The organism is Chitinophaga sp. CF418, assembly GCF_900142925.1.
Taxonomy (GTDB): Bacteria; Bacteroidota; Bacteroidia; order Chitinophagales; family Chitinophagaceae; genus Chitinophaga.
The window spans coordinates 228,969-252,036 of record NZ_FRCN01000009.1; the positions used below are offsets into that span (position 1 = coordinate 228,969).

At 44.4% G+C, this 23,068-nt stretch carries 17 protein-coding genes; 13 read left to right on the plus strand and 4 right to left on the minus strand.

The genetic code is table 11. The annotated features are described in order from the left end of the window. Positions 1–293 precede the first annotated feature (293 nt). Entirely contained in the window at positions 294–1,016 is a 723-nt protein-coding gene (locus tag F3I09_RS20410; protein WP_149696891.1) for a hypothetical protein, read from the plus strand. 249 nt (positions 1,017–1,265) lie between these two features. Here the strand turns inward: F3I09_RS20410 and F3I09_RS20415 are convergent, their stop codons facing one another. Continuing rightward, on the minus strand, positions 1,266–2,708 hold the full coding sequence (locus F3I09_RS20415) for a T9SS type A sorting domain-containing protein (RefSeq protein WP_149696892.1): 1,443 nt from the start codon (positions 2,706–2,708) through the stop codon (positions 1,266–1,268). Between the two features lie 270 nt (positions 2,709–2,978). Next, the gene (locus F3I09_RS20420) at positions 2,979–3,554 is read right to left on the minus strand and encodes a porin family protein (RefSeq protein ID WP_149696893.1); all 576 of its coding nucleotides are present in this window, start codon (positions 3,552–3,554) and stop codon (positions 2,979–2,981) included. A 315-nt stretch (positions 3,555–3,869) separates the two neighbouring features. On the opposite strand from F3I09_RS20420, the gene F3I09_RS20425 reads away from it, so the two are divergent. From F3I09_RS20425 to F3I09_RS20455, 7 genes are all read left to right on the plus strand, one after another. Next, positions 3,870–4,889, plus strand: coding sequence for a sensor histidine kinase (locus tag F3I09_RS20425; RefSeq protein ID WP_188133887.1), 1,020 nt, complete (start codon positions 3,870–3,872; stop codon positions 4,887–4,889). Next, on the plus strand, positions 4,864–5,625 hold the full coding sequence (locus tag F3I09_RS20430) for a LytTR family DNA-binding domain-containing protein (RefSeq protein WP_149696895.1): 762 nt from the start codon (positions 4,864–4,866) through the stop codon (positions 5,623–5,625). The genes F3I09_RS20425 and F3I09_RS20430 overlap by 26 nt, the downstream gene beginning before the upstream one ends. 281 nt (positions 5,626–5,906) lie before the next feature. Then, a complete protein-coding gene (locus F3I09_RS20435; RefSeq protein WP_149696896.1) occupies positions 5,907–9,017 on the plus strand; it encodes a TonB-dependent receptor in 3,111 nt (1,036 codons plus the stop codon). 11 nt (positions 9,018–9,028) lie between these two features. Then, on the plus strand, positions 9,029–10,840 hold the full coding sequence (locus tag F3I09_RS20440) for a RagB/SusD family nutrient uptake outer membrane protein (protein WP_149696897.1): 1,812 nt from the start codon (positions 9,029–9,031) through the stop codon (positions 10,838–10,840). Positions 10,841–11,002: 162 nt separating this feature from the next. Beyond that, entirely contained in the window at positions 11,003–11,542 is a 540-nt protein-coding gene (locus F3I09_RS20445; RefSeq protein ID WP_149696898.1) for a hypothetical protein, read from the plus strand. 17 nt (positions 11,543–11,559) lie between these two features. After that, positions 11,560–12,018, plus strand: a complete 459-nt coding sequence (locus tag F3I09_RS20450) for a hypothetical protein (RefSeq protein ID WP_149696899.1) — start codon at positions 11,560–11,562, stop codon at positions 12,016–12,018. Positions 12,019–12,136: 118 nt separating this feature from the next. Next, positions 12,137–13,048, plus strand: coding sequence for an ADP-ribosylglycohydrolase family protein (locus tag F3I09_RS20455; RefSeq protein ID WP_149696900.1), 912 nt, complete (start codon positions 12,137–12,139; stop codon positions 13,046–13,048). A gap of 167 nt (positions 13,049–13,215) precedes the next feature. On the opposite strand, the gene F3I09_RS20460 is transcribed toward F3I09_RS20455, so the two are convergent. Then, positions 13,216–13,596 carry a helix-turn-helix domain-containing protein gene (locus F3I09_RS20460; protein ID WP_149696901.1) on the minus strand — a complete coding sequence of 127 codons (381 nt, stop codon included), beginning with the start codon at positions 13,594–13,596 and terminating at the stop codon, positions 13,216–13,218. A 101-nt stretch (positions 13,597–13,697) separates the two neighbouring features. Here F3I09_RS20460 and F3I09_RS20465 point away from each other — a divergent pair, with 101 nt between their 5' ends. Then, positions 13,698–14,366 (plus strand): NAD(P)H-dependent oxidoreductase, encoded by a 669-nt coding sequence (locus tag F3I09_RS20465; protein WP_149696902.1) that lies wholly within the window; start codon positions 13,698–13,700, stop codon positions 14,364–14,366. Between the two features lie 48 nt (positions 14,367–14,414). Here F3I09_RS20465 and F3I09_RS20470 read toward each other — a convergent pair whose 3' ends face one another. Next, on the minus strand, positions 14,415–15,104 hold the full coding sequence (locus F3I09_RS20470) for a DUF998 domain-containing protein (protein ID WP_188133888.1): 690 nt from the start codon (positions 15,102–15,104) through the stop codon (positions 14,415–14,417). Between the two features lie 230 nt (positions 15,105–15,334). Here F3I09_RS20470 and F3I09_RS20475 point away from each other — a divergent pair, with 230 nt between their 5' ends. The 4 genes from F3I09_RS20475 to F3I09_RS20490 all read left to right on the plus strand — a co-directional run bounded on the left by F3I09_RS20475 (position 15,335) and on the right by F3I09_RS20490 (position 22,880). Next, the gene (locus F3I09_RS20475) at positions 15,335–16,411 is read left to right on the plus strand and encodes a porin (protein WP_149696904.1); all 1,077 of its coding nucleotides are present in this window, start codon (positions 15,335–15,337) and stop codon (positions 16,409–16,411) included. 759 nt (positions 16,412–17,170) lie between these two features. Continuing rightward, on the plus strand, positions 17,171–18,253 hold the full coding sequence (locus F3I09_RS20480) for an efflux RND transporter periplasmic adaptor subunit (protein WP_149696905.1): 1,083 nt from the start codon (positions 17,171–17,173) through the stop codon (positions 18,251–18,253). A gap of 27 nt (positions 18,254–18,280) precedes the next feature. Continuing rightward, on the plus strand, positions 18,281–21,454 hold the full coding sequence (locus F3I09_RS20485; RefSeq protein ID WP_149696906.1) for an efflux RND transporter permease subunit: 3,174 nt from the start codon (positions 18,281–18,283) through the stop codon (positions 21,452–21,454). Next, the gene (locus F3I09_RS20490) at positions 21,441–22,880 is read left to right on the plus strand and encodes a TolC family protein (RefSeq protein WP_223233316.1); all 1,440 of its coding nucleotides are present in this window, start codon (positions 21,441–21,443) and stop codon (positions 22,878–22,880) included. Before F3I09_RS20485 ends, F3I09_RS20490 begins: the two co-directional genes overlap by 14 nt. The last annotated feature ends 188 nt before the right edge of the window (positions 22,881–23,068 follow it).

The window sequence follows — 23,068 nt, forward strand, 5'->3', positions numbered from 1 at the left end:
TCAGTACACAAAAAACAGGGTTAAGATTAGGTAGAGGTCGGGATAGCCTTATCTCAGATGAAGTTAATCAATCAATTGAAACACGTTTAACGAGGAGAAAAATGCGTATTTCCCGTATATGTTTTCTTCAACTTTCTGTTTAGCTTTGTGATGTGATCAGAAAGTACGGATTGATAAGCAAGCATGGTTGTCACTTGTGTTTATCTGATATCCTTTGGAAAATCCGCGTCCTCAACGCGTCTAAATAAATAATATATTTCGTTATTGAAGTTTAAATCAGCAAGCGTATAGCTATGTCAAGGTGGGAAATAGAAGGCCTGATAGAATACGGTATTATTCTGGTCGACAAAACAGACAGGACAAACGAAGAAAAAATAAAACTCATCGGAAACCTGTATGCTATACAACAGCAATTTGATTGTTCGTTTACCAATTTCAGAGTGATGCCCATTCTGCTGAAAAGCGGGTATACCAGGACAATCGACTATAAGGAGCATCCGGATTACAAGGGAAATGAATCCTATTTCGAAAAGTTATTGGAAAAAGATGACATTGAATTCATTTACCGGGATATTAAGGAAGAATGGAGCGAAACGAACAAGATGGTTGCCTACCTGGACAGGGACACCCGCAAGATCTATATCGACTATGGTTCTCCGTTAAGGAAAGCAGAAGGGGCCCTGGAAGTAATGAACGTGTACGACCTGGGCATATACCTCATCCGTGAAGCGCATAAACGGCAGGATAAAGGTTTAGTATACGACTGGACTGCTTTTCTCCTTCACATAGGGCCTCACTGGTTGGATAAGAAAATGCCGGTGGAAGAGCTGATTAATAGTCATTTTGAAGAGATTAAAAGGATATGGTCATTATATGATTATTCAGACTATGAACCTATCAGTGAATCTTTAGCTATACATACCAATCCCTCAGAAGAGGAAGCCGAATATGTTGATATGATCATTGGTATGGGAGGGCTGAAAGGAAATTTATTAAAATGGTTTCTCAGCAGATAGTTCGAAGACCGGCTGAATCAGAAAATAGTGATAGATATAATGAATGGGCTATCGGTGAGGGTGGGGAAGAAGGGAAATTTGTACAATGGTTTCTCGACGGGACAGCGGTTTGATCTTACATTGCTTTTTACCAATAACCAACCTGATTTCTTTGCGACAGAAAATATTTAGCCATCTGAAATAGATCAGATGGCTAAATATTTTTTACCAAAAATGTGTGGATTTATGGGGCATTATTGCTTCAGATGATCAGCGTCTCACCAGGATTTTCTTTGATTGTTTACCATCAGAGATAATATAAACACCATTGATGAGGGTGGATGGAAGCGTGACTTCCAGCTTGTTAAGGCCATCTGTAACACCGTATTTCTGGCTGAAGAGAACGCGGCCGCTGAGATCAGATACTGTGATGTATTTTTCTTTTTCACCTTTGGTGTTAATCTCCATAAAGACTTTACCTGTTGTTGGTACCGGATATAATTTAACAGGCGTGATAGCATCATTTTTGGTTGTGGGTGCTCCTGTACGGGCGGCGAGAGCTCCGGGCACATTTATTCTCAGTTTATAGCACTTATCAGATGATGGACCACCTGTGTAAGGATCTACCTCAACGATATAATACTCGCCTCCTCCATTGAACACTTCTACGGAACCATAGTCTTCATTGTATCCCACGTGATCGAATCCAACTCCGTTAAGCCAGTAGTCTGTCACGTGTACCCGGCAATCAGGCCAGAGACCATCTGCTCTTACTTCGAAGTAATATGTTCCTGGAGGGACAAAGAACAGATAGAAGTCCTGATCCTGTAGTTTTGAGATATAGTCAGTATTCACTGATATTTCGGGGGCTTCCAGATCGTTATTATTAGGCTCGTACCAATCCGCACATTCCTGTGATGGTTGGGTGCTGACCGTCAGCTGATAGCATTCGTCACTGATGGCAAATCCCTGACTACTGGTTTCCAGGTAGTAAGTGCCAGCAGGTACTCCGTAATGAAAGATATGTTTAGTTTTATTGGTTGCATCATATATACCTGAACGCAGACGTATGCCATTAGCATTTAAAAGGTCGAACTGAAGATCTTCTGAAACAACATTACTCATATACGCACTGATTGTCGACGTTGTGTCGACCGTAAATCTGAAGTAATCTCTGTCAATGTGGTCTGAGATCCTGCCTGCAACTGTTTGTCCAATAGCAATGGTCTTTGCAGAATCCAATACATCATTATACTCAAAAGTATCCGGGCAGAGTGAGGGATATGTCAATCCAACATTAAGTGTATAACAGGTTTCGGATGGTTCTCCGTAAGCGCCGACATAGATATAGCATTTTCCTCCGATGGTGTGGAAATCGAGAGCGTCGTCGACGACACCTGAGTTTGGCGACCAGTCATATTCTCCGGAGTCGGGGTTGTAAATCCCCAGATATGTATTGGCAGCTGGATTTTGCAGCGTAATGTGTAATTGCGCATTAGCCGTGGCATTGATCACATAAACGTCATAATCGCCTGAAGGGTACATCGCCCCTTGAATATTGGTATTCGGCGGTATGGGTGCTGCTGTTTCGTCTGTGTTGTTGGGCTCATAGGCAGATACACAGGGCAATGTAGTGTCTGCAGTAATGGATGTCCCCTTTACAGAAGTGCATGCGAACATAATGGCTAACAAATTGAGTAAAAGTTTTTTCATAAATAGATGGTTTGGGTTTATATAAAATGAATTTGCCAGGTTGAATGGTTTTAAAGGTTAACCTGAATGGATATCCCATGTGAAGTTACTAATTATTGCTGCAATATTACTGCATCATGCAGCCCGTAATGATTAAGCTGATGGCATTGGCATAGTCTTATGCAGTATGCGATAGGGGCGTATTCGCAGCGAGTGATATTCAATGAAAAAAGGGCGCCTCATTCGATAATGAAGACGCCCCTTTTCTGTCCCGTTGATACCTGTCATACCTTAGAAGACATAGAAGATACTTGCCTGGGCTACATTGGATCTGAAATCTGTTTTTATATTGGTAATATCAAAGTCGCCAACCTTGGATATTCCGTAAATATACCTTACACCAATACCAAGCCCGATCTTTGACTGGAAGCCAATACCTCCTGCCGCAGCCAGGTCCAGTTTCTTGGCAAACTCGCCTACGGTCAGCCCCTTCACTTCCTCTTTGGCCTTCATACCTACCTGAGGGCCTGCTTCTATATAAAATCCTGAGTTGGTCCGGTATTTAGCCAGAAAGGGTACGGAAATGTAGTAAAGCTTAATATCGTTGTTGCCAAACACATCACCTTTGATTTTTGCTCCCTGGGAGGAGAACAGGAATTCTTCCTGTACCAGGAAGTTGTCTGTGATTTTGAAAGCAACGGTGGCGCCGGCATGGAATCCGACTAATGGATCGGTTGCAAAATCAGTGTTGGTGAAATTACTGTAGTTAGCGCCGGCTTTTAATCCGAATTCGAAGCGTTTTAAAAAACTCTGACTGAAACCTTTTGTAGATAGCAGAACGAGGCAAATGAAGAGTAACTTTTTCATGATTTCTTTTTTCTAGTTTTCGACATTAATGATCCCCCGGAGGGTGGTTTTAATATTAGCCGGGTCAAAGGTGGGCGTTTTGATAGCCAGCTGCGAGCAGAAAATGAACGAAGCGGACAAAATGCCTCACGAAGCCTTAAATCTGGCGATATGCCGTTCCGGAGGAATAGATCATGGTAGAATACCATCGAGCCGTTTAATGGGGAAATAGGACGCTTTAAAGCACGTTTTGTCCGTTTAATAATGCGTTGTATCTATGCTGATTAACAAATGCAGTATCTTTATAACATGAACGTCAGTCCATTAATGAGGAACATGATATTGTATAGTTTAGTGGCGGGGTTGCTCACTGCCGCTACCGCATTCATGATCCTTAATATATCTAAAACAGGAGGTAGCACGCCGTTTTTTTATGCTGTCTTTGTTGGCGTACGGTTTTTCCTGCAAGGGCTTGTCAATGTGCTTATCCTGGTAATGCTTCGGAGATTGATGCCTGCTGCATCCGTGAAAAAAAGGAAATGGATGAGATATTCCCTGGGATATCTGTTTGCTATTATCTTTTGTTTTTGTACTGGCCCGTTAGAGCTATATCTGTCTCAGATCGGAGAGGAGACTGTGGCAGAACGAATGAGCTCTATTCTTGTACAGGCGATCATCAATAACAGTCTTGTCATCATCATACAGAATATTATTATCCTCCGGTATGAAAAGACAAATACTGATCTGGAAAACTCCCGGCTGAAAGCCGCAAACCTGGAATCAGCGAACCTGCTGCTTAAACAACAAATCCATCCCCATTTCCTTTTTAATGCCTTAAGCATGCTGAAAAGCCTGTATAAGGCAGATTTACAGGCAGGAGAGGCGTACCTTACCCACCTGGTTAGTTTTTTGCGGGCTTCTCTGACAGAACCGCAATCACGCCTTTCCCGTCTTCAGGATGAGATCAGGCTTTGCAACGATTATCTCGAAATGCAGAAGATACGGTTTGAAGATGCATTGATCTGCACGATCAATATTCCAGAGCAAGTACTGCTGCAGGGCTCAGTACCGCCGTTTTCGATACAGTCATTAATAGAAAATGCCATCAAACATAATGAAGTGACCGAGGCCTCGCCGCTGAAGATCAAAGTGTTTTATGAAAACGATCGTATCATCATTGAGAATAATCTGCAGGAGAGAACACGTATAGAGGGACCGAGCGGTAAAGGGCTCATTAACCTGATCGAGCGGTATAAGATCCTGTCTACGGAAGATGTGATCATTCGTCAGGACAACAAAACCTTTTCTGTAAGCATCAAAGTTTTATGTAATGAAGTTAGTGATCATAGAAGATGAAAAAGTAACTGCCAGGGACCTTGCCCAGACAATTGAGCAATTGTTCCCCGAAGCGCAGATTGAGAAAATACTGACCACGGTGAAAGAAAGTATCAGTTATTTCAGTGATGGATGTTATGCTGACCTCATCTTCTCGGACATTCAACTGGGAGATGGGTTAAGCTTTGAAATATTCTCCAAACTGGAAATAGATGTACCGGTCATATTTTGTACAGCTTTTGATGAATATGCGTTGCATGCCTTTAAGGCCAACGGAATTGATTACATCCTGAAACCATTCACCACAGAAGCTGTAGCCGCCGCCATTAATAAGTACCTGGCCTTTAAAGGAAAAATGACCGGGAATGCCTTGTCTTATAAAGCGCTTGAACAGCTTTACGTTTCGAAGAAGACGGCTGACTCCGGGGCAGTACTTGTTTACCAGAAAGATAAGATCCTTCCTATAGCCATCAGCAATATTGCTTTTTTTTACCTGAAGAATGGCGTTGTAAATCTGACCACATTTGACAAGCAAGTGTATCTCATCAATAAGAACATGGAAGAACTGGGGAAATTAACAGAGCCACTATTCTTCAGAGCCAACCGGCAATTCCTGGTGAACAGAAAAGCCGTGCTCGACGCATCCGGGTACCTCTCCCGTAAGTTGTCGGTGACTTTGTCCATCCCCACAGAAGAAACTGTAACCATCAGCAAAGAGAAAATGTCTCAGTTCCTGGACTGGCTAAAACAATTGTGATAAGCCGTGATACGGAAATGAGATCGTTTTTAAGTATAAACACCACACATCAGGAAAATTATTTTCAAATAGTGTCATGTTTACACCCAATTTATTACTTTTATTTCCAGAAGACCATTTAACAGACTAAGACCGTGTAGAAATTCTATGTTATAAGCCGTTACCCGTACTATGGGATAGAAAACCTATTGCAGTAATTCCACGGAAATAGCCCAACCTGCCATGCCATACGCATGCAGTGATCCATGCATATTTATCATGCTAGTAATAAAATAACGTTTATGAAAAAACTAACAATGCTGCTTGTTACGGCAATCTGCGTCCTCGGCGCCTATGCCAGCCCTCCGCTTCCTGTTAAGAAACCCGCGGACCCTCCGGTGACCATTAAGGGAAAGATCACTGACAAAGATGGTAATCCCCTGATCGCTGTTTCTGTCCGGGTAAGAGGTTCCAATGTGGGAGCGCTTACCAATACTGAAGGTACTTTTACACTTTCTCCCGTTACAGAAAATGCCTTGCTGGTAGTATCAAGTGTAGGATATAATGTGATGGAGATCATGGTGCGCCGCTCGGAGCAAGGATATACAGCGGCGGCTGTGAAAGATACTGATGGAAATGGTTTACAGGTGACCGCAGGAGAACAACCGTACCTGAACATCACGTTAAGCTCCTCTGTAAAGGAGTTGGGTGAGAGCGTGGTTATTGCCTATGGTACAGTAAAGAAGCGCGACCTGACAGGCAGCGTAGTATCTATCAAAGAAGGAGATATCACCGCTACTCCTGTCAATAACGTAATGGAAGCCCTGCAGGGGAAAGTGGCTGGCATGGATATCATGAGAAGTTCCGGTGCTGTGGGTACCAACGTAGATATACTGCTGCGAGGCAGCCGCTCCATTTACGGCGATAATTCTCCGCTGTTTATTGTAGATGGCATCCAGAGTACGTACGACCAGATAAACCCTTCTGATATCGCGAGTATAGACATCCTGAAAGATGCCTCCTCTACCGCTATTTATGGCTCGGCTGGTTCCAATGGTGTTGTTATCATCACTACAAAGAAAGGAAAGACGAACAAGTCGGCAATGAACCTGGATGTCTTTTATGGATTGAGCGGTAGCCCACATTTCGTTCATGGTATGACAGGGGATGAGTACGTGAAATATCGCCGGGAGTTGTATCGTACGGTAAATGGAGAATACCCGCAGGATATGTCCCAGATCTTTACCACCGAGGCTGTGCTGGACGCTTATAACAAGAACAAATGGATCGACTGGGTAGGCCTGATCACTAACAATGCGGCTACGCAACAGAAATATAATCTTTCATTTACAGATGGTAGTGCGAAGACCAAAATATATACTTCATTCATCTATAGCAAAGAGGAAGGCTTATTGAGCAATGAGAACCAGAAACGCTACGGTGTCAGAATGAACCTCGATCACGACGCTACCAGGTGGGCGAAAATAGGCACGAATATCAACGTGAACTATACGATCCAGAACCAGCGGGCGAAAAACATCTTCACAAAATCACTATCGGCATTACCTTTAGGAGATCCTTACGATGAACACGGGAATATCAACACCGTATATGTAGATGGTGAAACAACACCACTTGGCGATCAGCTGCCCAACCAGTTTGCGGATAACACAAGAACGACGTTTGCCAACCTGAATGGTTATGTGGAACTGAAGCCTTTAAAAGACCTGTCCTTCCGCTCAGTAATGGGTGCTACACTGAACAGCTACCGGAACGGAAAATACTGGGGTAAACAGGCTGTATCCAATGTGGTGTCAGGGTACGCAGCGCCGCTTGCCGGGATCTATAATGGATTCAGTTACGGATATACCTGGGAAAACATTCTGACCTACAATAAAACACTGGCGGCAGATCATCAATTGACACTGACCGGCATTACATCCTGGGCAAATAACAGCGCGGATTATAACAATTCCCTCGGTCAGGGACAGGCATTGGATTATTACCTGTTCTATAACATTGGAAATGGCACCCAGAAGACCGGCAATGCATCCTCCTATGAGCAAAGACAAAGGATGTCCTTCGCCGGCAGGATCAACTACAGCTTCAGGGGAAAATACCTGCTGACCCTCACCAACAGGTGGGACGGCGTTTCCCATCTGGCTGAAGGTCACAAGTGGAGCGCATTCCCTGCTGCCGCAGTGGCATGGCGTATCTCAGACGAACCTTTTATGAGCGCCACTGCTGGCTGGCTTAGCGACATGAAGCTGCGTGCCGGATATGGCGTAACCGGCAATTCCGGTGGTATGTCTGCATATTCCTCTAAGACACAGGCATATATGTACCAGGTGATCTCCCTGGATGGTAAGCTTGTTCCCAATGTGCAGAATGCTGGCACTTATTCCAATCCGCTTATCAGCTGGGAGAGAAGTTATAACCTGAACATAGGATTAGACCTGTCATTGTGGAAAGGCCGTGTGGACCTTGCCATTGACGCCTATAATACAACTACCAAAGGGCTGCTTTTCAAACGTACTTTACCCATTACTTCCGGACTGACAGCATGGGCAACCGCCCTGGCCACCTGGCAGAACATCGGAGAGACCAACAACAAAGGACTGGAAATCACACTCAGAACGCGTAACATCGTCCAACGTAATTTTGAATGGAATACGGCCTTTTCTTTCACAAAGAATAAAGAGAAGATCGTTAGCCTGCCGAATGGAAATGTAATTGGTGAAAAACTGTTTGTTGGTGAACCCATCGATACCCATTACGATTATAGATATCTTGGTATCTGGTCTTCGGGTGAAGAAAGCACTGCCACTTTGTACGGTGCTAAGCCGGGCTTTGTTAAGGTTGCCACCAAAGAAAAGTTTGACGCCAACGGAGTAGGAGATAAGGGCGTACACCCTTATTCTGACAATGACCGTATGGTGCTGGGCTCTTCTGTACCTAAATGGCTGCTTGGTATCAACAATAACATTACCTACCGGAACTTTGATCTTGGCTTATTTACAATGATACGTTGGGGACAGATGATCAACAGCAGCCTGGTAGGATGGTATTCCACGAATGATGACGGACAGCCTGCAGGTATTGATTACTGGACACCTGAAAACCAGTCCGCCCGTTACCCACGTCCCGGTATCAGCAGCACAACAGGGATCGCATCCCTCAGATATGTGGACGGATCTTTCATTAAACTCAAGACAATTACATTAGGTTATTCCTTTCCTGAAAGGTTGGTAAAATATACACACATGTCGAAAGGCCGCATCTACGCTACTGCCTATAATCCGCTGATATATACAAAGAATAAGGCTTTAAAGGGCACAGACCCTGAAACGGGAGGCGCTGACTCCTTCCCGTTGTTTGCCACTTTTGTATTTGGTATGAATATCACCTTTTAACGCTGCAAAAAATGAAACATAAAATATTACTACTGCTCTTATCAATAGTTACCGGTCTTTCTTCCTGCTCACTGGAAGAAGTGAATCCGTCCGGATTTACGATCGAATCGGTAGCTGCTTCCTCCGTGGACGGATACAGAAACCTTGTCAATAATTGTTATTTCGGTATGGAACGCCAGTTATACGGATATAACCAATGGATGATGCTCTGTGAAGCGGGCACTGATCTATGGACTTATCAGAAGAACGGTGTATCGTTCGCCCAGTTCTTTAAATATGGAGCCGGCGCTACTATGAGCCTTACCACGGGAAGTGGAATATGGAACGCCTGCTATGATGGTATTGGCTCCTGTAATACTGCTATTAAGTATGCCGACATTGCTCCGTTCACAACACCGGAAAAGAAGAATGAAATGGTGGCGGAAGCTTATTTTCTGCGGGCGATGTACTACTATAATCTTGTGGAACAATTCGGTGGTGTAACCCTTACTACAGCGCCTGTTGCCACAGTCAACCTGCACCCTGAAAGAGCAGTTCCGCTGGATGTCTATAAGAACGTCATTATCCCCGACCTGGAATTTGCTGTAAAGTGGCTGCCGGTAAATAACGGCACCACCAAGCCTTCCAAAAAGGCTGCTCTGGGTTTCCTGGCCAGGGCTTATCTCCAGACGGTTGAATATGATGAGACAAAGTCTATGGCAGCGAAAGCGCTTGAAACTGCCAAACTGCTCATTGATGATTGTGAAAGTGGCGGTAGCAAGTATAATACCTATCTCTACCCTACATTCGATGATGTATTCCTGGAAGCCAATAATTACAGCAACAGGGAATCCTTATGGTCACATCGTTATGTGGTGGGAGGTGTAAGCAATAGTGCCTGGAATATGAATATGAACAATGAGTTGTTTTACTGCGTAGTAACAGACTTCGGCGCAATACAACAACTGGGTGCTGACTATACCACCTGGGGCCGCCGTTCAGGAGGTCAGTTCATGCCGACCGCCTATTTGCTGAACTTGTTTGTACAGGATAATGGAACACTCGACCCCCGGTATCATAAATCATTTCAGACCTCATGGACCGTCAATAAGCCTTCCTATACCTGGACGGATGCCGCTCTGAAGATATTTGACCGTTCAACGGCTATAACGACCAGTACTACACTTGCTCAGGGAAGTGCGGCTATTGATTTCGTTCATCCGAATGATCCCGATTATGCCACAAAGGTTGCGGACAAACTCTCTCAACCATACCTGGTAGTGGATTACGCAGATGTTTATGATGCTGCAAAGAAATCCGTGAAAATGCAGTACAACCGGGTGAACAGGCCATTGGATGGGGGAGGAACGTTTACTACGAATCCTTTCTTCAGCTTTTACCCCTCACTGCTCAAACATAACAGCAGTAACTACTATACGAATAACGCATCCAATAACCGTTATGGTAACTTAAATGCCACATTTATGATGCGGATGTCTGAGGTATACCTGATCGCTGCGGAAGCCGATATTTATGCCAATGGCGGAGGAAATGCTGCGCAATATATCAATAAGATCAGAACCAGGGCTGGCGCTATGCTGGTACCGGGAGCTGTAACTGTTCAGACAGTGTTGGATGAGCGGGCGCGGGAACTATGTGGGGAATATGTAAGGTTCTATGATTTAAAACGGACTAAGAAACTGAACAAAACTTACCTGATGAATGCCAATCCTGATGTTGGTCAGTTCTTTACCGATAGTCAGAATGAAGTGCGGCCTATTCCAACCGATTTCCTGAATACACTGGAGTCGGGAGGAAGCTATTATCAGAATCCAAATTATTGATTGTAGATGAAAAGTCCGGCAGTTTAGCCGGGCTTTTCATAGCGTATTTTATTTTTTGTTTTGTGTTTATATAATTTTAATATTGTGGAAAATATCATAGCTTCGCTTTGAATGAGATGAACTGTTTGTTAGTTTTTAATAATTCTAAAACAATTTAGTTTTATGGCAGAAATTGCAACAGCAATCAGCTCATTTCTCACAAAGGGGTGGAGAAATTTTACCTGGACAGATTTTCCTCTATATCGCTTCTGGCACCATCCAACAATTACTCCTTCGCAACAAGAACTAAAGGATGGTGAAATAAAGATTGCATATACCTACAAATCCAAAGTTGACGAACTTATTGAACAATCCAAGTACATCTTAAACCTTAAAGAGGGATGGGATGAAGAAGATGCTTTGCCCATAGATAAAACTATCTGGGAGAATGCTACTTCCTTTTTAAGGACATATGTCAACTATATTGATCAGCATTATAGGATTCCTTTTGAACTGCCAGAGATAAATCCCTTACGGGATGGGTCAATGGACCTGGAATGGAGAACCGCTAAGGGAAGATTGCTGATTAACTTTAATAATAGAAACCCTCAGAAGGCATCGTTTTATGGCGACAGATATGCTAATGAGGATAGTATTAAAGGAAATGTGGACATTAAGGAAGTAAAAGAGCATTTAGCTATCTGGATGAAAAACTGTTTGTAACTGTTTGTAACCAAAATATGGAAAAGTTATTTATCCCAAACGAAGACTACGTTTTCTGTCGCGTAGGCGCAGATTTTATTAGTTCAAAGGATCATAAGCCCAGAGCCAGCGCATTTAGGAATACTCCGGTTACAGGTGGCAATTTAAGCTGTGACTGGGACAAATATTGCACTGCAGAATCATCCCGGGCGCTGATTGGACGTCAGTTTAATGTTAAGACAGGCAAACACAAGGATCCTAGTAAATTTTATATCTATAAATTTAATGTAGGAGCTGTTCGCAATATGCATTCTCCCGGGAGAGAACAGGAAATCGAACATGATCCGGTTTACAATGATCCTGAAATTGAGGGTGCGCCTAACAATATTGCGCATTCAATTATGATTGGAGATAAAGGAAATGATGAAGAGTTCAGAATAAAACTTGTAGAAACGGGTAGCTGGGCGATAAGACCTGGTTTCATAAAGGTTGCTTAATCAGGCATCATCTGACTTTATCATGCAATTTTGTACATCTGCCGGAGTGCCTCGATTCCAATCGTTATTTACATTGTATAGTTTGATATTAAATAAATAAGGCATAATTTGATCGGGTATGGAACATAATAACAGACTCGATCTTGCCAGGCAATCTCTCCTCGGGCTATCAATAGGTGACGCTTTCGGCGAAACATTCTTTGGGCCCGGGGAGGTGATTTTGAATAGGATACAAGAGAAAGTATTGCAGGAAGGCGAATGGCTTTTTACAGATGATACGGTAATGGGTATTGGTGTTTACAATATCTTATCAAAAACCGGGCATATTGATCAGGACCTGTTAGCCAAAGAATTTGCAGATAACTATTTATTGGATGACTATCGTGGTTATGGCGGAACTGCTCATGCTATTTTAAAGGCTATTGCAGCAGGGGAGCACTGGTCTGAAGTTAGCCGTGCTGCATTTGATGGCATGGGCTCAATGGGCAACGGCGCCCCTATGCGCTCTGGGCCGATCGGAGCTTACTTTTATGATGATATTGATAATGTTATCGAACAGGCAAGGCTTGCAGCAGCAATTACGCACGCCCATAATGAAGCTATTGCCGGCGCTATTGCTGTTGCATTAGCGGCATGCTTTTGTGTAAATGGGAAGTTAAAAGGAGCATTTTCCGCATCGCAGTTTTTTGATTTTGTGGTGATGCTTACGCCGGAAAGCGATATAAAATATAAAGTGAAGAAGGCAGCAATGCTCCCTGCAAATTATGACATCAGAACTATCGTATCGGTATTAGGCAATGGTACACGGTTAACAGCCCAGGATACCGTACCTTTTGCACTGTGGTGTGCGGCCAATCACCTATCTGATTTTTCAGCCGCTATCTGGACCGCTGTAAGCGGATTGGGTGACAGAGATACAATTGCCGCGATAGTAGGAAGTATAGTTGCTTTATCAGCTCCGGATGACACTATTCCACAACAATGGTGCAGGCAAACGGAAAAGTTTGATAGTTCTCCTTTTATGAAATAGTGTATCCGGACAGATATCCAACGCAATGGAGCGGGCAAACGGAAAAGTTTGATAGTTCTCCTTTTATGAAATAGTGCATCTGGACAGATATCCAACGCAATGGATCAGGCAAACGGAAGAATATTAATAGCTCACCTTTCCTGAAATAATCAATCCGGACAAATATCTTATTCATGTGTCGCCGTCGTCTCTTCCATCACCGCACGGTGTTGTACCCCCCATTCCTCCAGCTGCTGCCATATAGGAGCCAGTTTGCGCGCACTTTCCGACAAAGTATATTCTACTCTGGGAGGTACTTCCGCATATACTCTTCTGATAACCAGACCGCTTTTCTCCAGCTCCTGCAAATGCAGCGTTAGCATGCGATCAGAAATATCAGGGATATGCTCCTTCAGTTCGCTGAAGCGCATTGTTCTTTTTTCTAGTTTATAGAGAATAACCAGTTTCCATCTGCCGCCCAGAACATCTATTGCATATACGGCTCCGCAAAAATCAAGGAGATTCCTGAGATTTTGAGCATTGGTGGATGTTGGCTTACGTTTGCCCATTACTTACAATTTTGTGTGAAACATACAATCAGCCGCGCTGTTACAGCGTAACCGACCACAATTTACCTTTGCTGCGTTAACAGAAAAATCAACGTAAAATTATGAAAATACTAATTGTGTTGGCCCATCCGGAAATGCAAAGTATGAATGGCGCCATGTTTAAACAAGGTATTAAAACGCTGGAAGAAGAAGGGCACGAAGTAAAAGTATCAGATCTCTACAGGGAAGAATTTAATCCTGTGTCAGGTCGGCGTAATTTCAAGACCACTTATGACGCTGCTTTTTTTAAGCAACAACTGGAAGAAATACATGCAACGGATACTGCCGGATTTGCAGACGATATCGAAACAGAACAACAAAAGGTGGAATGGTGTGACCTGATGATCTGGCAGTTTCCGATATGGTGGTTTACCGTACCAGCGATTCTCAAAGGCTGGGTGGATCGCGTTTTTGCCATGGGACGGTTTTACGGAAGTGAAAGGTGTTACGAAGAAGGCGTATTTAAAGGTAAAAAAGCCATCCTTTCCCTTACTGTCGGCGCTAATGAAAATGCTTACCTGAAAAATGGGCTCCATGGAGATCTGTATGGTGTTCTTAAACCCATCCACCGGGGGATGCTGAAGTTTACGGGGTTTGACGTACTTCGCCCCCACGTAATATATGCCCCTGTCCGGCAGACTGTAGTACAGCGGGAACTGGAACTGGCCCGCTGGGAAGAAAGACTGAAGCATATTTTCACGGAGCACTCCATCGATGTTGATATTTATTAATAGCCCAATAAGTAATGCAGGTTATCTTTAACAGATGACCTGCATTACTTAATATGACGTTTGCAACCGGCCTTGTCGGGAAGGTTTTGTTTGTGCTTCTTTCCGCAGAAGGATAATAGCTAATACAATTACCCAGAGCAGGAAAACGCCGATATTAATGCGCTCCCAGACACCAATCAACGGTGTAGGCTGATTGGTGGCAATGCCGTCAGCATCCCCGAAGGTCAGCCCCCCGAAAATAAGAAGTACCACGAAGGTCAGAATAGAATATATACGGAACCATTTCCCGAATGCAGCTGCCGCAAACCCCAGCGCAAACAAGTAGATAATCTCGGTGATAGCTCCAAGAGTAATATGTAAAGTATCTGAGAATGTTCCGCCACCTGCTGCCAGCGTTTCACGAAGATGCATTGGGGCAAATGGCCACAGGATGCCAAGTAAGCCGTAGACAATTAACAGGATACCTGCAATACGTAAAGGACGATTTGCGTCTGCAGATCTAAATACACCCCACGCAAAGGCAATCATTAATAATGTATAGGGCGTACTTACTATCAGCCATAAGGTTCGCGTCGGTGCGCCAACAGCGGATAACTCGCTTACGGTCTGTGCAGCGCTATCATACTCCTTCCATTGCATGGCTACAATAATATTTATTGCGATATATAATAGGAAAGAGATAATGCCACAGGTAAGCAAAGCGTTCTGCTTTGTATGATAATGTTTTGCGTCTATCATAATCATGATATTTAGAATGTATTGAAGTTACAATTGTGCTTATTTATTACCTATGACGATACTCATATGCGGCGATGACAGGAAGTAGTTATGTTCACCCCTATACAGATGAGCTTAATGATCAGCATTTTTATCTAATTTTAGCGGGCAGTTACTTGGGGAACTTCCCGGACGGCTGATGTAGGAGCGTGGACTTGTGGCAATTCTTTCAACCAAAAGACAATTTATTGATGAGAAAACTATTTTGCCTGCTGTTAACCTTTAACATTCTCCACTTGCATGCGCAGGACGCCCAACAGGAGCCTCCGCTGAAAATAACTGGCTATCTGGAAGTTTATTATTCATATGATTTTGGAAAACCGGCAGATCACAAAAGACCAGCCTTTATGTATTCCTTTAATCGCCACAATGAGGTCAATCTTAATCTGGGCTTCGTAAAAGCTGCTTATGTGAAAAACAGTGTACGGGCCAACCTGGCGCTAATGACAGGTACCTATGCAAATGCCAATATGGCTTCAGAGCCAGGCGTAATAAAGAATATCTATGAGGCAAATGCCGGTGTCAAAATATCAAAGCAACACAATCTCTGGATCGATGCAGGTATTTTTGCTTCCCATATCGGTTTTGAAGGCGCTGTTGGAAAAGACTGCTGGAACCTGACAAGGAGCATACTGGCTGATAACACCCCTTATTATGAGAGTGGGGTTAAGATTTCTTATACCTCTCCCAGTGAAAAGTGGTTGTTGAGCGCACTGATACTGAACGGATGGCAACGGATACAGCGTGCAGATGGTAACAATACTCCGGCATTCGGACACCAGATTACATTTAAACCGACGGCCGTATTTACTTTTAACAGTAGTTCCTTTATTGGCAGTGATAAACCTGATAGTATCCGACGGATGCGCTACTTCCATAACTTTTACACACAGATGCAACTGGTGGAGAAATTCGGTTTAACAGCAGGCTTTGACATCGGAGCGGAACAGAAGGAAAAAGGAAGCGATAGTTATAATACATGGTATTCTCCCGTGCTCATATTAAGATATACGCCTGTCAAAAAACTGGCAATTGCTGCCAGGGGGGAATATTATCGTGATAAACATGGAGTCATTATAGCCACCGGCACCCCTAACGGGTTTCAGACCTGGGGTTGTTCCCTTAACGCGGATTACGCCATTGCAGATAATGTACTGTTCCGAGTGGAAGGACGCGGATTTTCGGCCAGGGACGCTGTCTTTTTGAAAGAGTCCCGGCCTGTGACTGATGATTTTTCTGTAACAACTTCTTTATCAATGTCTTTCTGACAATTTTACCTGGTTTCCCAACACTGATATTAAAATATGCCCTACTGATTTAAGTAGGGTGTATTTTAATACTACTGAAATATGTATTTTTTTCTGCATATAGCCATGGCAGGGGAGACAACTTTAAAATATCCTTAAAATTTGCACTTGACCCCTATCTTCCTTTTGCCGGTTTGAAACTTTTCCTAGCTTTGACCCCCAAATGAGAGTAGCTGTATTTTTTCTATGTCTGTGCTTGATGCTGGTGAAGGGAATTGAAAACCCCCTGGCGCGCACGTATTATAGTGGGGTCGGTTACGCGCTTGCGACGGAGGCGGAGGTGGAAAAACACCGGGAAATCCTCACCGGCGGCAACCATTGGAATTGTTCTGTCATTAAGGATACCCGCCCTGTCTCAGAAGATGCATACTTTATAAGTGAGGATGTAGAAGACGAGGACCCCAATAGTTTCGCTCATAAATATAAATTACTGGCCAGAGGCCATTCGCCATACGCTTCTTTATCTGTTTTTAAATATCATCGCAGGTATTTAAAATCTCCCACAATATTATCGGATCAGGCATCTTATAAATATCTCCTGCAGGGAGTATTAAGGATCTGATCAAAATAATATACATCAGCCAACGCGTAGGTATGCCTTATGCATGCCAACCGGATGTATATTATCCTGGCCTCCACATGCATGACATTACTATCGCCGGCTGAACTATTCTCTCTCAATTTTGCTTTCAGGCAACCTATCGTTTATTAACTAATATCATGAAGAAAATCGTCATGTTCACGGCCTTGTGTGCACTTCTATGGCACACCAGCTGTAAACCACACAAAGAAGAAAAGGAAGAAGTTAACAAGTATACCGTTACCAACCCGGTAGTGATGGATACTTCTTTCACAAAAGAGTATGTTTCCCAGATACGTTCTATCAGGAACATTGAGATCAGGGCTCAGGAAAAGGGGTACCTGGAGAATATATATGTTGATGAAGGCCAGTTTGTTAAAGCCGGACAGGTACTATTCAGGATTATGCCGAAATTGTATGAGGCAGAATTGCTGAAGGCTGAGGCGGAAGCTAAGGCTGCAGAAATTGAACTGCAGAATGCAAAAACACTGGCCGATAAAAACATCGTCTCCAAAAATGAACAGGCAATGGCACAGGCTAAGCTCGATCAGGCAAAAGCTGAAATCGCGCTCGCCAAACTTCACCTGTCATTTACTGAGATCAGGGCTCCGTTTGCCGGCACTATCGACCGTATCCCTAAAAAACTGGGAAGCCTTATTGATGAAGGAGAACTGTTGACCAGTCTCTCAGACAACAGTGAGATGTTCGCTTACTTCAACGTGTCTGAGCCAGAGTATCTGGAATACCAGACAAATGCAAAGAGCCGCGGCGATAACAAAGTTAACCTGCTGCTGGCCAACAACCGCCCCCTGCCTTACAAAGGTGAAGTAGAGGTAATTGAAAGCGAATTTGATAATGAAACGGGAAATATCGCCTTCAGGGCTAAATTCCCGAATCCGGACAAGCTTTTAAGACACGGTGAAACAGGTAAGGTGATGATGAGTATGCCGCTGAAAGATGCACTGGTTATTCCGCAGAAAGCTACTTACGAGATTCAGGATAAAAAGTATGTTTTTGTTGTTGACAAGAATAATGTACTGAAGTCAAAAAATATTACAGTAAGAGGTGAAATGCCTGACCTGTATGTAATTGAAAGTGGCATATCTGAAGGAGACCGTATACTGCTCGAAGGTATTCAGAAAGTAAAAGATGATGATAAGATCAGCTACGAATATCTGGCGCCGCAAGAGGTTATTTCCCATCTGCGATTAAAAGCAGAATAGTAGTTCAATTACTAATAGCGAAGATCAATGTTTAATAAGTTTATCCAGAGACCCGTTCTCTCAATAGTTATATCACTTATCATCGTATTTCTGGGGGCGATTGCCATCACCCAGTTACCGGTGACGCAGTTCCCGTCCATTTCACCTCCTAAGGTGAACGTTACTGCGGAATATCCCGGTGCGAATGGTGAGTTGATGGTGAAATCGGTACTCATTCCCCTGGAAAGGGCCATCAACGGTGTTCCGGGAATGAAATACATGACCTCCGATGCGGGTAACGATGGTGAGGCTACCCTGCAGGTAGTATTTAACCTGGGAACCGACCCAAACCAGGCGTCATTGAACGTACAGAACCGTGTGGCATCAGTGGTGAATAAACTTCCCCCACTGGTTGTGCGTGAAGGTGTGAAAGTAACCCGCGTGGAATCCAGCATGCTCATGTACGTAAACCTTTACAGTGATGATCCTAATGCTGACCAGAAATTCCTTTTCAACTTCGCCGATATCAACATCCTGCCTGAATTAAAAAGGGTGGATGGTGTCGGATTCGCAGACATCCTTGGTAACAGGGAGTATGCCATGCGTATCTGGCTGAAGCCCGACCGTATGTTGGCGTACAAAATTTCTGCCGATGAAGTGATGAAAGCACTGGACGAACAAAGTCTGGAAGCTTCTCCCGGTAAAACAGGTGAAAGCTCCGGTAAAAGGTCCCAGTCATTTGAGTATGTATTGAAATATTCCGGAAGGTTCAGTAATAAGTCGCAGTATGAAAATGTCATCATACGATCCAATCCCAATGGTGAGATACTGCGTCTGAAAGACGTAGCTGATGTGGAGTTCGGCAGTTCGATGTATGACATCTATTCCAACCTGAATGGTAAACCATCCGCGGCGCTCGTATTGAAACAATCATACGGAAGTAATGCGAGCCAGGTTATCAAAGACGTGAAGGAAAAACTCAAGGAGATCAAAGCGAATTCTTTCCCTAAAGGGATGAATTATGAGATCAGCTACGACGTATCCAAGTTCCTGGACGCGTCTATTGAGAAAGTAGTACACACGCTGGTGGAAGCCTTCGTACTGGTGGGTATTGTGGTATTCCTGTTCCTCGGCGACTGGCGTTCTACCCTGATCCCCGCGATGGCGGTACCTGTATCTTTGATCGGTACGTTTGTGTTCATGCAGTTCTTTGGTATTACGCTGAACCTGATCACCCTGTTTGCGCTCGTACTGGCAATCGGTGTGGTGGTGGATGATGCCATCGTGGTAATTGAGGCGGTCCATGCGAAAATGGAAAAAGAACATCTGTCGCCGTTGAAGGCTACCAAAGCAGCCATGCATGAGATAGCGGGAGCGATTATCGCCATTACCTTCCTGATGTCTGCGGTATTCGTACCGGTAGCGTTCATGTCTGGTCCGGTGGGTATATTCTACCGCCAGTTCTCCATCACCATGGCAACAGCGATCGTGCTTTCCGGTATTGTGGCGCTTACACTTACTCCTGCACTCTGTGCCATGATCCTGAAGAATCATCATGGAAAACATAAGAAGAAATCACTGGTAGATAAATTCCTGGATAGCTTCAACAGGGGCTTTGACAAGATGTCTGCGAAATATATGAAGCTGTTGCGCAGCATTGTGAACAGGAGAGTGGTGACCTTTGGTCTGCTGGCCTTTTTCTGTGCGTGTACATACTACCTGAATGGTACTGTGCCCTCAGGCTTCATTCCGAATGAGGACCAGGGTATGCTGTATGCAATTATCCAGACACCTCCGGGTTCATCGCTGGAAAGAACAAATGAAGTAGCAGAAAAGCTGCAGAAGATCTGCGAAGAGATCGATGGCGTACAATCCGTTTCTGCCCTGGCCGGTTACGAGATCCTGACAGAAGGAACTGGTTCCAACTCCGGTACCTGTCTGATCAACCTGAAGAACTGGGAAGAGCGTAAACACTCTGTACTGGAGATTATGGAGGAACTGGAAGAGAAAACCAAAGACATCGCAGGCGCTAATATTGAATTCTTCCAGCCGCCTGCCGTACCGGGTTATGGTGCTGCCGGTGGTTTCGAGTTGCGTTTGCTGGACAGAGGCGGCTCCGGTGATTATAAGAAAATGGAAGCGGTAAGTAATGAGTTCGTAAAAGAACTGAGTAAACGTAAGGAGCTGTCATCCGTGTTCAGCTTCTACAGCGCCAGCTTCCCGCAGTACATGATGCGTATTGATAACGACATCGCACAGCAGAAAGGTGTGACAATTGATAATGCTATGAATACACTTTCTACGATGATAGGAAGTAACTATGAGATCAGCTTTATCAAATTCGACCGCCCTTATAAGGTGATCATACAGGCAGCGCCTCAATACAGGGCATTGCCTGAAGACATCCTGAAACTGTATGTGAAGAATGACCGTGATGAGATGGTACCATTCTCTGCTTTCATGAAAATGGAAAAAGTATATGGTCTGTCGGAGATCACAAGGTATAACATGTACAACTCATCGCAGATCAGTGGTTCTGCCGCTCCGGGCTACAGTAGTGGTCAGGCTATCAAGGTCATTGATGAAGTGGCGAAGAAAACCTTACCGAGAGGATTTGGTATAGACTGGGCGGGTATCTCGAAAGATGAGGTGGCGCAGGGTAACCAGGCTATTTACATATTCCTGATCTGTCTTGGCTTCGTGTACCTGATCCTCGCTGCACAGTATGAGAGCTTTATCCTGCCATTGTCGGTGATACTCTCCCTGCCGGCAGGTATCTGCGGTGCCTACTTCCTGCTGAAAGTACTGGGCCTGGAAAATAACATCTATGCCCAGGTAGCAATGGTAATGCTGATCGGTTTGTTAGGTAAGAACGCGGTGTTGATCGTGGAGTTTGCCGTTCAGAAACATCGTTCCGGATCATCAGTACTGGCGGCTGCTATGGAAGGTTCCAAAGTAAGGTTCCGTCCCATCCTGATGACTTCCTTCGCATTTATAGCGGGTCTGATCCCACTGGTACTGGCCACAGGCCCAGGTAAGATCGGTAACCGTACTATCGGTACTGCCGCTTGCGGTGGTATGCTTTTCGGAACCATCTTCGGTGTGCTGATCATACCCGGATTGTACTACATATTCGGCAAGATCGCAGAAAGACGCATGCTTGTTAAAGAAGAAGAAGAGAATCCTTTAACCGAAGAAATTGATCATAATGTATATGTATAAATTCAGGAAGAACAGATGGGTTGGTGCACTGGGCGCTTGCCTGGTGGTAGCTGGCTGTAAGGTCCCGAAGATCGTTGCGCCACCTGATGCAAAGCCTGTGCCTGCGACATACAACAATAGCCAGGATACGACTAACATGTCTGCCGTACAATGGCGTGAGTTCTTTAAAGATAAAGACCTGGTAAACCTGATCGATACAGCACTGAAAAATAACCAGGAGCTGATGATCACTTTACAGGAAATTGAGATCGCAAGAAATGATATCAGGTCCCGTCAGGCACTGTTACTGCCTTCTGTAGGTGTGAGGGCAGGAGCAGGTCTTGAAAAAGTGGGAAGATATACCAGTCAGGGTGCTGGTGACGCCACTACGGAGATCGAGCCCGGAAAAGAAATGCCTGACCCGCTGGCCGACTTTACCATCGGCGCTTATGCAAACTGGGAAGTGGATATCTGGAACAAACTGCACAATTCCAAGAAGGCTGCGGTTACCAGGTTCCTTGCTACAGTAGAGGGTAGAAATTTCGTACTGACCAACCTGATAGCAGAAATAGCGAATTCTTACTACGAATTGCTTGCTTTGGATAACCAGCTCGCTATTGTAAGGCAGAACATCGATCTGCAGAAGAACGCGCTGGAAATAGTAAAGGTGCAGAAGGAAGCTACCCGGGTAACAGAACTGGCCGTGAAGAAGTTCGAAGCAGAAGTACTGAAATCACAGAGCCTGGAGTACGATATTCTGCAGAGCATCAAGGAAACAGAAAACAGGATCAACTTCCTGTTAGGCCGTTATCCGCAGGAGGTTCCAAGGGATAAAGGTAATTTCCTGAGTATCATGCCTGCTATGGTCAGCACCGGTATTCCGTCACAGTTACTGGCCAATCGTCCTGATATCAAACAGGCCGAACTGGAATTGACAGCCGCAAAACTGGACGTAAAGGTGGCCCGTGCGGAATTCTATCCTTCATTGGGTATTACCGCCGGTGTAGGGTTTCAGGCGTTTAAGCCATCCTACCTGTTCAAGCTTCCGGAGTCATTACTGTATTCCGCAGCAGCAGATCTGGTTGCACCGCTCATTAACAAAAATGCAATCAGGGCTGAGTTTAACAGCGCTAACGCACGACAGCTACAGGCCCTTTATAACTATGAGCGTACGATCCTGAATGCGTTCGTGGAAGTATCTACGCAGTTGTCCAATATCAACAACCTGAAGAAAAGTTACGAGCTGAAATCACAACAGGTGGATGCGCTGACCAGGTCTATTGATATTTCCAATGATCTGTTCAAGTCTGCCAGGGCTGACTATTTAGAAGTGCTGATGACACAACGTGATGCATTGGATTCCAAACTGGAACTTGTAGAGACCCAGAAAGAACAGCTGAATGCAGTAGTAAATATTTACAGGAACCTCGGAGGAGGCTGGAAATAATAACCTTATCATCTGAATAGAAATAAAGAGCCGGCAGACAACTGACCGGCTCTTTTTGTTTATACGAGGCTATCTCCAGCTGGATTCTAACCGTTTCGGCCCCTGGAGGGGGCACCTCATTCCGTCCCCGGGCTATAAATACATGCCCCGCCGCGGCGGGTTATCGCCGCAAATGATCCCCCTGACTT